12 protein-coding genes are annotated in these 14517 nt (G+C 71.1%); 6 read left to right on the forward strand and 6 right to left on the reverse strand.

The features are described from left to right. The first annotated feature begins 21 nt into the window (after nucleotides 1–21). Nucleotides 22–651: a GntR family transcriptional regulator gene (locus AA23TX_RS26035; protein ID WP_155545461.1), complete on the forward strand. Its 630-nt coding sequence runs from the start codon at nucleotides 22–24 to the stop codon at nucleotides 649–651. Then, nucleotides 648–1400, forward strand: coding sequence for a metallophosphoesterase (locus tag AA23TX_RS26040; protein WP_155545462.1), 753 nt, complete (start codon nucleotides 648–650; stop codon nucleotides 1398–1400). Before AA23TX_RS26035 ends, AA23TX_RS26040 begins: the two co-directional genes overlap by 4 nt. 3 nt (nucleotides 1401–1403) lie before the next feature. On the opposite strand, the gene AA23TX_RS26045 is transcribed toward AA23TX_RS26040, so the two are convergent. Then, a complete protein-coding gene (locus AA23TX_RS26045; protein WP_155545463.1) occupies nucleotides 1404–2117 on the reverse strand; it encodes a hypothetical protein in 714 nt (237 codons plus the stop codon). 146 nt (nucleotides 2118–2263) lie between these two features. Between AA23TX_RS26045 and AA23TX_RS26050 the strand changes: the two genes are divergently transcribed. The 3 genes from AA23TX_RS26050 to AA23TX_RS26060 are packed head-to-tail and all read left to right on the forward strand — an operon-like array spanning nucleotide 2264 to nucleotide 4385. Next, nucleotides 2264–2686 carry a hypothetical protein gene (locus AA23TX_RS26050; RefSeq protein ID WP_155545464.1) on the forward strand — a complete coding sequence of 141 codons (423 nt, stop codon included), beginning with the start codon at nucleotides 2264–2266 and terminating at the stop codon, nucleotides 2684–2686. A 32-nt stretch (nucleotides 2687–2718) separates the two neighbouring features. Further along, a complete protein-coding gene (locus AA23TX_RS26055) occupies nucleotides 2719–3222 on the forward strand; it encodes a hypothetical protein (protein WP_155545465.1) in 504 nt (167 codons plus the stop codon). Next, nucleotides 3219–4385, forward strand: a complete 1167-nt coding sequence (locus AA23TX_RS26060) for a M48 family metalloprotease (protein WP_155545466.1) — start codon at nucleotides 3219–3221, stop codon at nucleotides 4383–4385. The genes AA23TX_RS26055 and AA23TX_RS26060 overlap by 4 nt, the downstream gene beginning before the upstream one ends. Here AA23TX_RS26060 and AA23TX_RS26065 read toward each other — a convergent pair. The 5 genes from AA23TX_RS26065 to AA23TX_RS26085 form a co-directional block, all read right to left on the reverse strand. Beyond that, the gene (locus AA23TX_RS26065) at nucleotides 4360–5985 is read right to left on the reverse strand and encodes a CocE/NonD family hydrolase (RefSeq protein ID WP_155545467.1); all 1626 of its coding nucleotides are present in this window, start codon (nucleotides 5983–5985) and stop codon (nucleotides 4360–4362) included. The genes AA23TX_RS26060 and AA23TX_RS26065 overlap by 26 nt on opposite strands. Before the next feature lie 75 nt (nucleotides 5986–6060). Next, nucleotides 6061–7452, reverse strand: a complete 1392-nt coding sequence (locus AA23TX_RS26070; RefSeq protein WP_155545468.1) for an aspartate ammonia-lyase — start codon at nucleotides 7450–7452, stop codon at nucleotides 6061–6063. Beyond that, nucleotides 7449–8366: an asparaginase gene (locus AA23TX_RS26075; protein ID WP_155545469.1), complete on the reverse strand. Its 918-nt coding sequence runs from the start codon at nucleotides 8364–8366 to the stop codon at nucleotides 7449–7451. Before AA23TX_RS26075 ends, AA23TX_RS26070 begins: the two co-directional genes overlap by 4 nt. Then, nucleotides 8363–9784 carry an amino acid permease gene (locus AA23TX_RS26080; RefSeq protein ID WP_155545470.1) on the reverse strand — a complete coding sequence of 474 codons (1422 nt, stop codon included), beginning with the start codon at nucleotides 9782–9784 and terminating at the stop codon, nucleotides 8363–8365. The genes AA23TX_RS26075 and AA23TX_RS26080 overlap by 4 nt, the downstream gene beginning before the upstream one ends. Continuing rightward, on the reverse strand, nucleotides 9781–10428 hold the full coding sequence (locus AA23TX_RS26085) for a FadR/GntR family transcriptional regulator (RefSeq protein ID WP_155547307.1): 648 nt from the start codon (nucleotides 10426–10428) through the stop codon (nucleotides 9781–9783). The genes AA23TX_RS26080 and AA23TX_RS26085 overlap by 4 nt, the downstream gene beginning before the upstream one ends. Before the next feature lie 357 nt (nucleotides 10429–10785). Between AA23TX_RS26085 and dnaE the strand changes: the two genes are divergently transcribed. After that, complete coding sequence (dnaE, locus tag AA23TX_RS26090; RefSeq protein ID WP_155545471.1) at nucleotides 10786–14370, forward strand: DNA polymerase III subunit alpha; 3585 nt, start codon at nucleotides 10786–10788, stop codon at nucleotides 14368–14370. The last annotated feature ends 147 nt before the right edge of the window (nucleotides 14371–14517 follow it).

Raw genomic sequence — 14517 nt, forward strand, 5'->3', positions numbered from 1 at the left:
CTGTATGCAATACTGGCCGCCATGGCCCGCACCCCGCTGCGCAGCGACCTCATCGAGGAGATCACCGCCCGCGTGCTGGACGGCCGCCTCCCCGCCGGCACCCGCGTCAACGAGGTCCACCTGGCGCGCGAGCTGGGCGTCAGCCGGACCCCGCTGCGGGAGGCGCTGATCGGCCTCGCCGACCGCGGCCTGCTCGTCTCCGCGCCCGGGCGGGGGTTCCTGGTGCCGCCGTTCGACGTCGACGAGGCCCGCCGCCTCTACCCGCTCGTGGCCGAGCTCGAAGCGCTCGCCCTGCGCTGGACGTCGCCGCTGGAGCTGGCCGGCCTGCCCGACGCGCTCGACGCCGTCGCCGACGAGATGACCGCGGCACTGGCGGACGGTGATCTGTCCGAAGTGGACGAACGGTGGCACGCGCTGCTGCTGTCGCGCTGCCCGAACCCCCACCTGCTGCGGCTGATCGAGCAGACCAAGCCGCTGCTCAAGCGGTACGAATCGTGCTACTTCGGCGGGGCGGGCCGCGCGGAGGAGAGCATCGGCGAGCACCGCCGGATCGCCGCCGCCCTGCGCGACGGCGACCTGCCGACGGCGTCCGCGGTGCTCGTCCGCAACTGGGTGAAAGCACTGGCGTACCTGGGGAAGGACGAAAGATGATCATCGCGCACCTGAGCGACCTGCACCTGGACGACGGACCGCGGGCCGAGGATCGCGTCGCCGCCGTGATGGCGTACCTCGGCGGGCTGGCGGTCGACGCGGTGGTCGTCACCGGCGACATCGCCGACCACGGCGCGGCGTCGGAGTACGCGCGCGCCGCCGAGCTGCTGAAGCACCCGGCGCCGGTGCTGGTGTGCCCGGGCAACCACGACGTCCGCGCGGCGTTCCGCACCGGGCTGCTGGGGCTGCCGGCTTCCGACGACCTGATCGACGTCGCCCGTGAGGTCGGCGGCGTCCTGTTCGCGCTGTGCGATTCGACGATCCCGGGCCGCGGCGCGGGTTTCCTCGCGGACTCCAGCTTGGCGTGGCTCGACGAGACGCTCTCCGGCGGCGACGGCCCGGCGTTCGTGGCGTTCCACCACCCGCCGGTCGAGGTGGGTGTGCCGCTGGTGGACGCGATCCGCCAGTCGGGGGAGGACCGCCTGGCGGCGGTGCTGGCCCGCCATCCGCGCGTGGCGGCGCTGCTGGCCGGCCACGTGCACACGGGCGCGTCGACGACGTTCGCGGGCGTGCCGCTGCGGATCGCGCCCGGCGTGGTTTCGCAGTCGCTGCTGCCGGTCGAGCCCGGTGCCGGGCGAGGCTGGGACGAAGGGGGACCGCTGGACTACGAGCGGCCGCCGTCGCTGCTGCTGCACGTCCTGCACGACGACGGCCGGGTCACCAGCCACCACCGCATCGTCGGCGGCTGAGGCTCAGCCGGAGATCTTCGCGTCGTAGACGGTGCTGGGGCAGAAGGCGCCGCCGTAGCCGGTGAATTCGACGCTCCCGGAGACGTCGCCGCCGTCGACCGTCACGCGCAGCCGCCCCGACACCGGATAGTACGGGCAGGCCGCGATGCTCGTCGACGCTGTGAAGAGGTTGCCGCCGGTGGCGGCCATGCTCTCCACGGGTTCGACGTCGATCGTGCCGCCGTCCGCGTCGACGCTCGCCAGGTCGAGGTCCGCGGCGCCGGTACCGGAGAGGCAGCCGGAGTTGGAGCCGAACCGGATCGCGCCCGGCTGGGGCTGGGCGGCGGGGTTGCCGGAAGCCAGGCACACGTCGACCGGGTTGACGTCGTTCGTGCTGCCGGTCGAGGAGATCGTCTCGACGATGCGCAGGGTGGCCGACCGGCGGAACGAGTGGCCCGAGACCGAGCCGGAGATCGTGACGTCGTAGGAGCCGGTGGTGCTCCGGCTCGCTTCCTCGGTCTCGGAGGTCGTGGTTTCTTCCTCGGTCGTGGTTTCCTCGGAGGTTGTTTCAGCGGTCGTTTCGGTGGTCGTGGGGGTGTCCGTCGGCGTCTCGGTCGTCGGGGGCGTGGCGGTCGTCGACACCGCCGCCGGGCTCGCGACCTGCCGGACGCTGTCGCAGCCGGTGGTGAGCAACAGCCCCGCGGCCAGCAAGGTGAGGATCTTTCGGTTGCTGATCAAGGGAAATCCTGACCTCGGCGGCGTGTCACGGCGTAGGTCGGTGGCGGCTGAGGAGACGTTACGACCGGTTTGTAACGGCTTCGCCCGCGAGCGCGACTCCCGGACGGACGCCCGCCCCCGGGCGTCCGTCCACAGTGGAGGATCGGGTGCCGGGCGTCGTCCGCCGCGCGGGGTTCCGCGCCCTCGGGGTGGTCGCGGTCACTCTGCTGCTCGGGTTCGCGCTCCACCTGAGCCGGCCGGAAGCGCCGGTGAGCCCGCCCGAAGCGCCGTCCCCGGCGGCCGTTCCGGCGCGGGGGATCGACCGGGAATGGGAGCTGAGCGGTGCCCGGGTGGGGGACGACGGCACCGGGTTCTTCACCGGTGAGATCACGGTGACGAACCAGGCGGGCCGGGCCCGGACGGGGTTGTTCCGGCTGACGTTGTCCGTCGGCGGGCGGAAGGTCGCGGACCTGGTCGGCCGGACGGAGTCCGCCGTCGCCCCGGGCGTGACGGTGGTGGTCGAGCTGGGCCTCGGGGGCGCGTTCGTGCCCGGCCCGTACGCGGTGGAGTTCCACGAGGCGTTCGCATAGTTCGCACGGGTTCGCACAGGAGGGAAGAGCGGGTGAGCGACGAGGTCGTCGGCTGGGCGGTGCGCTTGGCGGAGGGGGTGACGCCGGACGAGGCGGAGCTGGTGCCGTCGCTGACGGTGGCGTACGTGGCGGGCGGTGCGTCCCGGCGGGAACTGTTCACCCGCACGGACTCGGCGCCGGGCGGCTTCGACGTGACCGCGCCGATCGTGCTGTTCCCGCACGTGCTGGTGGCGGTGTCACTGGCGGGCCCGGCGATCTGGGCGGCATTGGGCGGCAATCTGAGCAGCGTCTCGTCGTTGCTCAAGAACCTGGGCGATTTGTGGGACCGCCGCCGCGCGAAGGCGGCGCCCGAGGAGCCGCAGCTGCCGGAGCTGAGCCGGCTGATCGACGCGATCAGCGCGGAGCTGACGGCAGCGGGGGTACCGCCGATCGACAGCGAAGTGCTGACGTTCCGCATAGTCCGAGCCCTGATCAAGGACGGCGCGGGCACGAGGGCCTTTCTGGCGGCGGCGCCCCCGGAGGAGCGGAAGCGGTGACGGCGGCCGGGTCTCCGGAGGGCGCTCGCCCAAGCGGCCCGCAGCCGCCGCTCTCCCCGGCGCCGCCCTGGTTGCTCTTCTGGTTCCTCACCGCCGTCTGCTGGACCGCACCGCACCGGTTCCCCGGCTGGCGGGACACCGTCCTCGACCTCCTCGGCGCCACCCCGAACCCGGCGGCCACCGTCCCCGGCAGCGATCTCCTCCGGGTGGCCGGGCTGGTCGATCTCGTGCCCGCCTTCGTCCTGCTCGCCGCCGTCGTGACCGTGGCCGGGGCGGGCGTGCGGGGGCGGCTCGTCGAACGCCGGTACCGCCTCGGCGACGATCTCCGCACCCCCACCCTCGCCGCCATCGCCGCGTACGCCCGGGCCCGGCTGCCGGCCGTCGAGGTGCGGGCCAACCTCCGGCGTACCGATCTGCTCGCCTTCGCCTACCTCCGTCGTCCGCGCCGGCCGCGGCTAGCCGTCTTCGCGCCGCTCGTCGTGCTCTGGGGGCGTGATCGCGCTGCCGCCGAAGCCGTCGTGCGGCACGAACTCGCGCACTGCCGGCAGGGCGACACCCTGCTCGCCGGTGCCACCAGCCCGCTGGGCTTCGTCGTCCGGCACTGGTTCGGCCTCTTCGTCTGGACGGCTGTGGTTCCCGTCGGGGCCATATGGTTCGCCGACGTCCTCGACGGCGCCCGGTACGCCCCTGGAGACCTCCTCGCCGGCCTGGGCCTGATGCTGCTCAGCGCGCTCGGGACGCTGCTGGCCGCCGTCACCCTGCCCGTCGCCGGGGCGTGGAGCGCCGAGTTCGCCGCCGATCACGTCGCCGGCGCCGCCGCGGCCACCCGGCTCGGCGCGGCGAAACCCCGGCGGGTGACGGCGCCGCTCACCCACCCGCCGATGGCCCTGCGCCGGCGCCTGCTCGACGCGGGCCCGCGGGCCACCGCACTGGCCGCGATCGCGTGCTACCCGCTCGGCTGGCTGGTCCAGCTCGGCTGGCTGCTGCTCGCCGCCAACGCCGTCTGGCTGCAGCTCGGCGAATCCGGCACTCCGCGCGCGCTCGGGCTCTGGGCGGCCGCCGGGTGGCCGGTCTGGACGGCGGCCGCCGTCTTCCTCGCCGCGTGGCCGCTGCTTCGCCGTCCGTGGGCGCGCCTCGTCAGCCGCCGAACACCGGCAGCGTGATCTTCGACGGCCGGGCCGCGTCGTGGAACACCTCGAACCGGTTCGGCTTCCCGGTGATCGCCGACGTCACCGGCTCGTCGGTCCCGTGGTTGCGCGCGAACCGCGGGAACGCCCCGCCCGCCACCTGGACGCGCAGCCGGTGGCCGCGGCGGAAGCGGTAGGCCGTCGGGTCGAGCGTGACCTCCGCCGTCACCACGCCGTCCGCGTCCGACTCCGGGAACCCGGGCCGCAGCCGGAGGATCCCGTCGGTCACGTTGCGGGACACCCCGTTCGCGTCGACGTCGCACAGCCGGACGTAGACGTCCGCGTGCCCGAGCTCCGTGCGCACGTGGACGGTCGCCGACACCTCGCCGATGACGTCCAGGTCCGACGGCAGTGGCTCGCCGGTGAACACCAGGACGTCCGGGCGCGCCTCGACCTCCTGGTTGTCGCGTTGCTTCCACTCACCGGTCAGCAGCGGGCCGCCGACCGCCGGCGTCGGGTCGGCCGGGTCGTAGGTGAACGTCGTCGGCAGCGCCTCGGCGCCGGCCGCTTCGCCGAGCCCGCCGATCGGGCGCAGGTGGGACGCGATCGCCGTCGACGGCGGCGGCCACGACTCGAAGTCCAGCCAGGTGCCGGCACCCTGCAGGAACAGCCGGACCGGCGCGCGCTGCAGGAACGTCCGGTCGCCGAGCAGGTGCGCGCGCAGGAAGCCGAGCTGGTCCCGGATCATCGGGCCCATGCTGCCGGGCTCGCCGTGCGCCCACGGTCCGATCGTCAGCCGCGGCGTCTTGCCCGCCTCGGCGAGGGTCCGGAAGTCGCGCAGCTGCGAGCCGATGAACAGGTCGTACCAGCCGGTGACCATCGACACCGGGACGTCGAGCTTCGCGACTTCGGCGCTGTGGTCGGACATCGCCCAGTAGTCGTCCTCCGGCACGAAGTGCTCGGTGATGTCCTGGAGGAACTGCACCGGCTTACCGATCGCCGCGACGTCGGCGCGGCTCAGCGGCAGGAACGACATCGCCTTGCGCGTCTTGCGCTTCTGCAACGGGTTCGGCAGGGCCGCGAAGCGCTCTTCCTGCCGGCCGATCATCGCCGACCACGACACCATGTTGTCGGCCGCGAGCACGCCGCCCGGGTAGAACGTCGAGACGAACTCCGACGCCGTGACGCCCAGGCACATCGCCTTGAGGGGAGGGTCGAGGTACGGCCCGACCGCCCACTGCGTGTGCCCGAGGTAGCTGGCGCCCGCCATGCCGAGGGTCCCGTCGCACCACGGCTGCGCGCGCAGCCACTCGGCGGTCGCGACGCCGTCCTCACGCTCGAGGTGGAACGGCCGGAACTCGCCGCCGGAGCCGAACGAGCCGCGGGTGCTCTGGATGACCGTTTGCAGGCCGTGCCGGGCGAACGTGTCGCCGAAGAGCTTCGAGAGGATGCCCTTGCGCCCGTACGGCGTGCGGATCAGCACGACCGGCGCCGACGTCGTCCCGGCCGGGGCATACCGGTCGGCGAGCAGCGTGACGCCGTCGGGCATCGGCACGGCGAGGTCGCGCGTCACGACCGGCGCCGGGCCTTCGGCGCGGGGGAGTCCGAGCATCTTGTCGACAAGTCGGTCCAGCACGGGCGCCCAGCCTTCCGAAGTGGAGTACTGCCTTCCGGATCCGACGATACCGCCTGCCGGGCCCACCCGCCGTCGTCAGCGGACCCGGGCGAGCGTCTCCGGCCGCAGCAGCCTGGCCAGCTCCTCGGCCGGGATCAGGCCTTTCTCGACGACCAGCTCGGCGACGCCGCGTCCGGTCGCCAGCGCCTCCTTCGCGATCTCGGTCGCGGCCGCGTACCCGATGCTCGGGTTGAGCGCCGTCACGAGCCCGATCGAGTTCTCGACGTACCCGCGCAGGACGTCGACGTTCGCCGTGATCCCCGCGACGCACTTCGAGGCCAGCGTCCGGCAGGCCGCGCCCAGGTGCGTGATGCTCTCCGACAGCGCGTGCAGGATGATCGGCTCGAACGCGTTGAGCTGCAGCTGCCCGGCTTCGGCGGCCATCGTCACGGTGACGTCGTTGCCGATGACCTCGAACGCGACCTGGTTCACCACTTCGGGGATCACCGGGTTGATCTTGCCCGGCATGATCGACGACCCGGCCTGCACCGGCGGCAGGTTGATCTCGTTGAGCCCGGCGCGCGGGCCCGACGACAGCAGCCGCAGGTCGTTGCAGCTCTTCGAGAGCTTGACCGCGATCCGCTTGAGCACGCCGGACAGGTGGACGAACGCGCCGCAGTCCTGCGTCGCCTCGACCAGGTCGGCCGCGGTGACGACCGGCAGCCCGGTGATCTCGCGCAGGTGCCGGCACGCGGCTTCGGCGTAGCCCGGCGCGGCGTTGAGGCCGGTCCCGATCGCGGTCGCGCCGAGGTTGATCTCGTGCAGCAGCGCGACGGCTTCCCCGAGGCGCAGCCGGTCCTCGCCGAGCATCACCGCGTAGGTGCCGAACTCCTGGCCGAGCGTCATCGGGACCGCGTCCTGCAGCTGCGTGCGGCCCATCTTCAGGACGTCGTGGAACTCGACGGCCTTGGCGGCGAACGCCTTCTCCAGCACGACCATCGACCCGGCCAGCTCGCGCACGGCGAGGATCGTCGCGACGTTGACCGCGGTCGGGTAGGCGTCGTTCGTCGACTGCCCGAGGTTGACGTGCTCGTTCGGGTGCACGACGTGGTAGTCGCCCTTGGCGTGCCCGAGCAGCTCCAGGGCGCGGTTCGCGATCACCTCGTTGGCGTTCATGTTGGTCGAGGTCCCGGCGCCGCCCTGGATGACGTCGACGACGAACTCGCCGTGCAGCGCGCCTTCGCGGATTTCCCGGCAGGCTTCGCCGATCGCGCCGGCGATCTCGGGCTTCAGCAGCCCCAGTTCGGCGTTGGCGCGCGCCGCGGCCTCCTTGACCGAGGCCAGCGCCTCGATCAGGTGCGGATAGGCGGCGATCGTGGTGCCGGTGATGGGGAAGTTCTCGCGGGCGCGGGCGGTGTGCACGCCCCAGTAGGCGTCGGCGGGAACGTCCTTGTCGCCGAGCAGGTCGTGTTCGCGGCGGGTGGTCATCGCAGGCTCCCCACGGGAAGGTGTCCGGTGAATCGCAGGTTTTCCGGGCCGGGCGGGACGTCGGCGCCGCACAGCTTCAGCGTCGCGGCCAGCACCGGGTAACGCGCCCGGTCACCGCCGTCGGCGATCTTGAAGGCGATCGCCGTGCCGTCCGGCAGCGCGGCGACCTGGACGGCTTCGAAGCCGTCCTTCGCGATCAGCCCGGGCACCGCGCGCATGACGGCGGTGACGTCGCGGCGGCTGCCGCCGACCAGCTCGGGGTGCTTCCGGATCCCGTCGGCGACCAGGTGGTCCGGCGCGCCGGGCGCGGCCGTGGCGATCTTCGCCACGGCGGTGGCTAGCCCCCGCAAGGTCGTCGCGAAGAGCGGCGCGCCGCAGCCGTCGACCGCGACCCGCTCGATGCCGTGCCCGGTCAGGTCCTCGACGGTGGCGGCGATCGCGCGCTGCAGCGGGTGGGCCGGGTCGAGGTAGCCGTCGGTGGTCCAGCCGTTCAGGTCGCACGTCGCGAGCATCGCCGCGTGCTTGCCGGAGCAGTTGTGCGCGAGCCGGCTCGGCGCGCGCCCGGACGCGACCCAGACGTCGCGCTCGACCGGGTCGTACGGGAAGTCGGCCGGGTTGCCCAGCGCGTCGGGGGAGCGGCCGCCGAGGACGTCGAGCGCGGCGTCGAGGTGCCTCGGCTCGCCGGAGTGGCTGGCCGCCGCGATGGCGAACCCGGCGGGGGACAGGCGCAGCCCGAGCCGCGCCATCGCCGTGGCCTGCAGTGGTTTCGCCGTCGACCGCGGGTACATCGCCGCGTCCGGGTCGCCCGCGGTGAAGAGGGTGCTGCCGTCCGGGGCGAGCACGATCGCGGAGCCGTGGTGCACGCCCTCGACCATGCCGTCGCGGACCAGCTCCACCAGGGGTTCGTGGGTCACATGCCCTCCTCGTCGAACGCGCGCATGTCGATCCGCCTGCGGGCCGCGAACCAGCCGGCGACCAGCGCGACGGCGATCACGGGCAGGGCCAGCAGGGTGATCCGGCCGGTCTCGTCGAAGCCCATCAGCACGACGACCGCGGCGAGGAACACGAGCGTCGCGATCTCGGTGTACGGCGAGAACGGCAGCCGGAACGCGGGCCGCTCGAGCCCGTCGCGCCGGGTCTTGCGGACGAACAGCAGGTGGCAGACCACGATGATCGCCCAGGTCGCCAGGATGCCGATCGCGGCGAAGTTGAGGACGATGTCGAAGGCCTCCTTCGGCACCAGGTAGTTCAGCCCGACGCCCAGCACACAGACCGACGCCGTGAGCAGGATCCCGCCGTAGGGGACCTGGTTGCGGTTCATCACGCCGGTGAACTTCGGCGCCGAGCCCGCCTTCGCCATCGACCGCAGGATCCGGCCGGTCGAGTAGAGGCCGGAGTTCAGGCTGGACAGCGCCGCGGTGAGCACGACCAGGTTCATCACGCTGTCGGCGGCGGGCACGCCCAGGTGCGAGAGCACGGTGACGAACGGGCTCTGGTCCTTGGTGTAGGAGCTCCACGGCAGCAGCATCGCCAGCAGCACGACCGAGCCGACGTAGAAGACCAGGATCCGCCACATGATGGAGTTGATCGCCTTCGGCATGATCTTCTCCGGGTGCTCGGTCTCGCCGGCGGCGACGCCGACCAGCTCGACCGAGGCGTAGGCGAACACCACGCCCTGCACGATCAGGACCATCGGCAGCAGCCCGGTGGGGAAGATCCCGCCGTGCTCGGTGATCAGCTGCGGGCCGGGGACGCCGCCGTCGATCGGCGTCTGCGTCACCAGCAGGAAGATCCCGATCACCATGAACAGCACGAGCGCGGCGACCTTGACGATGGCGAACCAGAACTCCATCTCGCCGAACAGCTTCACCGAGACGAGGTTGAGCGTCAGGACCACGGCGAGGGCGATCAGCGCGAGGACCCACTGCGGGACCGGGGAGAAGAACGACCAGAAGTGCGCGTAGAGCGCGATGGCCGTGATGTCGGCGATGCCGGTGGTCGACCAGTTGAGGAAGTGCATCCAGCCGGCGACGTACGCGCCCTTCTCGCCCATGAACTCGCGGGCGTAGGAGACGAAGGCGCCGCTGGAGGGCCGGTACAGGATCAGCTCGCCGAGCGCGCGGACGACGAAGAACGCGAAGAGGCCGCAGACGGCGTAGACGATCGCGAGGGCCGGCCCGGCCTGGGCGAGCCGCCCGCCGGCTCCGAGGAAGAGGCCGGTGCCGATCGCCCCGCCGATCGCGATCATGTTCACGTGCCGGGGCTTGAGGGCCTTGTTGTAGCCGGCGTCCCCCGCGTCCGCGGGAGTGGCCGTGAGGGTCTTTTCGGTCACTGGTCCCCGTTCACGATGCTGGTGAGAGTGGCTTCGACGTGCGTGAGGTGCGCGGTCATGGCTTCGACGGCGTCTTCTTCGGAGCCGCTCTCGATCGCCGCGACGATCGCCCGGTGCTCGACGTTCGACTGCCGGCGCCGGTCGCCGAGCTGGTTGAGGAAGGCGGACTGGCGGGCCAGCGCGTCCCGGATCTCTTCGATCACCTTCCCGAAGACGGGGTTGCCCGAGGCCTGGGCGATGGTGATGTGGAAGAGCGAGTCGAGCGCGACCCAGGCGGTGTTGTCGGTCTCGGCGTCCATCCGCTCGACGAGGTGGCCGAGCAGGTCGAGGTGGTCCTGGTCGCGTCTCAGCGCGGCATAGCCCGCGACGGGGATCTCGACGTGCCGGCGCACCTCGATGAGGTCGCGCGCGGAGTAGGGCCCGAAGGTGGGGTTCTCGGCGGGCCCGGCGGCGGTGACGAAGGTGCCCTTGCCGGTCTTGGACTCGGTCATGCCGAGGGCCTGCAGCCCCCGCAGCGCTTCCCGGATGACCGACCGGCTGACCTCGAACTCCCTGCTCAGGGACGCTTCGGAGGGAAGCTTGGCGCCGACCGGGTAGTCCCCGCGTTCGATGAGCCGCCGCAGGTGGGCCAGCACGGCTTCCATGGCGCTGACCCGCCGGGGACCACCTTGTCCGGCTGTCTGGCTGTCAGACAGGTTCATGCGGGGAATGCTCGGTTCCGGAGGGGCGGCTGTCAACGCGAGCCGGGGCGGCTGTGGCCGACCTCACGGGCCGCGTGACGCCCCCATCGGCGTCCCCGCGTGACCGCCCGACAGCATCCCGTGCCCGCCCGCCGCACCGTGATCACCACCGCCCGAAAAGGGGGCGCGTCGCAGCGGCGGAACACCTCCCGCGAGGAGCAGAATCGACCGGGCGAGCACGTGTCGGGACCGCGAGCGCCACGGGTTAGGGTGAGGGACCCGGGCGCGCCGGTCCCATTCACCTAGGGGAGGTTTTCGCTGGTGTCGAACGATTCCTTCGTCCACCTGCACGTCCACACCGAGTACTCGATGCTCGACGGTGCGGCGAAGATCGCTCCCCTCTTCGCGGAGGCGGCGCGCCTCGGCATGCCCGCGGTCGGCATGACCGACCACGGCAACATGTACGGCGGCGACGAGTTCTACCAGCAGGCGAAGAAGCACGGCCTCAAGCCGATCATCGGCATCGAGGCGTACGTCGCGCCGGAGAGCCGCTTCCACAAGAAGCCGGTCTTCTGGGGCCAGGCGAACCAGCGCGGCTCGGACGAGCTGGGTGAGGGCGGCGACGTCTCGGGCGCCGGCGCGTACACCCACATGACGATGCTCGCGCAGAACGCCACCGGGCTGCGGAACCTGTTCAAGCTGTCCTCGCTGGCCAGCATGCAGGGCTACTACCGCAAGCCCCGGATGGACCGCGAGCTGATCTCGGAGAACCACTCGGGGATCATCGCGACCACCGGCTGCCCGTCGGGCGAGGTGCAGACCCGGCTGCGGCTGGGCCAGAAGGAAGCGGCGATCCAGGCCGCGTCCGACTACAAGGACATCTTCGGCGCCGACAACTTCTTCCTCGAGCTGATGGACCACGGGCTGCCGATCGAGCGGTCGGTCCGCGAGGGCCTGCTCGAGGTCGGCCGGCTGCTCGACCTCAAGCCGATCGCCACGAACGACTCGCACTACGTCACCAAGGACCAGGCCGACACGCACTCGGCGCTGCTGTGCGTCCAGGCCGGCAAGACGCTCAACGACCCGACCCGGTTCAAGTTCGACGGTGACGGCTACTACCTCAAGTCCGCCGCCGACATGCGCGAGTACTGGGACAAGGAAGTGCCCGGCGCGGCCGACACCACGCTGATGATCGCCGAGCGCGTCGAGTCCTACGAAGACGTCTACGCGCACAAGGACCGGCTGCCGTTCTTCGAGGTGCCCGAGGGCTACGACCAGGGCGGCTGGCTGCGCGAAGAGGTCGCGAAGGGCCTCGCGTGGCGCTTCCCGGGCGGTCCGCCCGAGGGGTACCACGAGCGCATCGAGAAGGAGCTCGACGTCATCATCGGGAAGGGCTTCCCGGCCTACTTCCTGATCGTCGCCGACCTCATCAGCTACGCCCGCAAGGTCGGCATCCGCGTCGGTCCCGGCCGTGGTTCCGCCGCCGGCTCGCTGGTCGCGTACGTCCTCGGTATCACCAACCTGGACCCGATCCCGCAGAAGCTGCTGTTCGAGCGGTTCCTGAACCCCGAGCGCGTCTCGATGCCCGACATCGACATCGACTTCGACGACCGCCGGCGCGGCGAGATGATCCGGTACGCGACCGACAAGTACGGCGTCGACAAGGTCGCCCAGGTCATCACCTTCGGCACCATCAAGACCAAGGCCGCGATCAAGGACAGCGCGCGCGTCCACTTCGGCCAGCCCGGCTACGCGATCGCGGACAAGATCTCCAAGGCGCTGCCGCCGCCGATCATGGCGAAGGACATCCCGCTCTCGGGCATCGTCGACAACAAGCACGAGCGCTACGGCGAGGCCGCCGAGGTCCGCGCCCTGGTCGAGACCGACGAAGAGTGCAAGACGATCTTCGAGACCGCCCGCGGTCTCGAGGGCCTGATCCGCAACGCGGGCGTGCACGCCTGCGCGGTCATCATGTCGTGCGACCCGCTGACCGACGCGATCCCGCTCTGGCAGCGTGACGACGGCTCGATCATCACCGGCTGGGACTACCCGTCGTGCGAGGCCATCGGCCTGCTGAAGATGGACTTCCTGGGCCTGCGGAACCTGACGGTCATCGGGGACGCGATCGACAACATCAAGGCCAACCGCGGGATCGACATCGACCTCGACACCCTGGCGATCGACGACCCCGAGACGTACAAGCTGCTCGCCCGCGGCGACACGCTCGGCGTGTTCCAGCTGGACGGCGGGCCCATGCGTGACCTGCTGCGCCGCATGGAGCCCACGGTGTTCGACGACATCGTCGCGGTCGGCGCGCTCTACCGCCCCGGCCCGATGGGCATGAACGCGCACAACGACTACGCCGACCGCAAGAACAACCGGCAGAAGGTCAAGCCGATCCACCCGGAGCTCGACGAGCCGCTGCGGGAGATCCTGGCCGACACCTACGGCCTGATCGTGTACCAAGAGCAGATCATGCACATCGGCCAGAAGGTGGCCGGGTACACGATGGGTCGCGCGGACGTGCTCCGCCGCGCCATGGGCAAGAAGAAGAAGGAAGTCCTCGACCTCGAGTACGAGGGGTTCGAGGCCGGGATGAAGGCCAGTGACCTGGTCCCGGGCGGGTTCTCCGCCGAGGCCGTCAAGGCGCTCTGGGACACGATCCTCCCGTTCGCCGGGTACGCGTTCAACAAGAGCCACGCGGCCGCGTACGGCCTGATCTCCTACTGGACCGCGTACCTCAAGGCGAACTTCACGCCCGAGTACATGGCCGCCCTGCTCACCTCGGTCGGTGACAACAAGGACAAGTCGGCGGTCTACTTGTCCGAGTGCCGCCGGCTCGGCATCAAGGTGCTCCCGCCGGACGTCAACGAGTCCGCCCTGCGGTTCGCGGCCGTCGGGGAGGACATCCGCTTCGGCATGGGCGCCGTCCGCAACGTCGGCGCGAACGTCGTCGAGTCGGTCATCAAGACTCGCGAGGAGAAGGGCAAGTACGCGTCCTTCACCGACTTCCTCGACAAGTCCGAGCTCGTGGCCTGCAACAAGCGGGTCATCGAGTCGCTGATCAAGGCGGGCGGGTTCGACTCGCTCGGGCACACGCGGCTGTCGATGATCCAGGTCCACGAAGACGCGGTGGAAGCCGTCGTCCCGCTCAAGCGCCAGGAGGCGATGGGCCAGTTCGACCTGTTCGGCTTCGGTGGCGACGAGGGCGAGGCGGCCCCGTCGTCATCGCCGCTCGCACACCTGAAGTTCGGCGACGAGGAGTACCCGCGCAAGCAGCTGCTCGCCTACGAACGCGAGATGCTCGGCCTGTACGTCTCGGCGCACCCGCTGGACGGAGCCGAGCGGATCCTGCGCAAGCACGCTCCGAAGCCGATCGCCGGAATCCTCGCCGATCCGCCGCGGGAAGGCGAGATCGTCATCTCCGGGCTGATCACGTCGCTGGAGCGGCGGGTCAACAAGAAGGGCGAGCCCTGGGCGATCTGCACGGTCGAGGACATGGACGCGTCCCTCGAAGTGCTCTTCTTCCCGAAGTCGTACGCGCTGTTCTCGAGTGAGCTGATCGAAGACAACGCGGTGCTGGTCAAGGGCCGGATCAACTGGCGCGAAGACAAGATGTCGATCTTCGGCGGCGGCCTCGCGACGCTGGACCTGTCCGAGGTCGGCACGGGCAACGGCGACGACGAACCGCCGCTGGTCCTGCTCGCCGCGGCCGAGAAGATCGACCAGTCGGTGGTGAGCGAACTGCGGTCCACGCTGCTCGCCCACAAGGGCGAAACGATGGTCCACCTGAAGCTGGTGGGGCGGAACCAGACGGTGTTCGCGCTCAACGACTACCCGGTGAAGGTCAGCTCGATGCTGATCGGCGAGCTCAAGGGCATCCGGGGCATCACGGCTTCGACGTAGGCTCGCGGCTGGGGAGGCGTCCTCGCAAAAAAGCGCTCGCCGCCTCCCTCGCCTACGGTGTCCTGTGGGGGTGCAACCCCCACACCCCGCCCGGGGGCAAGCCCCCGGACCCCCGCCGGGGTCCAGTTTCGAGTCAGCTCCGGTGAG

The sequence above is a fragment of the Amycolatopsis camponoti genome, from assembly GCF_902497555.1.
Lineage (GTDB): Bacteria > Actinomycetota > Actinomycetes > Mycobacteriales > Pseudonocardiaceae > Amycolatopsis > Amycolatopsis camponoti.

Excerpts from the sequence above, each read along its gene's own strand:
- AA23TX_RS26035 (WP_155545461.1), top strand. The coding sequence starts at position 22 with ATGGCCCGCACCCCGCTGCGCAGCGACCTCATCGAGGAGATCACCGCC.
- AA23TX_RS26040 (WP_155545462.1), top strand. The coding sequence starts at position 648 with ATGATCATCGCGCACCTGAGCGACCTGCACCTGGACGACGGACCGCGG.
- AA23TX_RS26070 (WP_155545468.1), bottom strand. The coding sequence starts at position 7,452 with ATGACCACCCGCCGCGAACACGACCTGCTCGGCGACAAGGACGTTCCC.
- AA23TX_RS26085 (WP_155547307.1), bottom strand. The coding sequence starts at position 10,428 with ATGGAAGCCGTGCTGGCCCACCTGCGGCGGCTCATCGAACGCGGGGAC.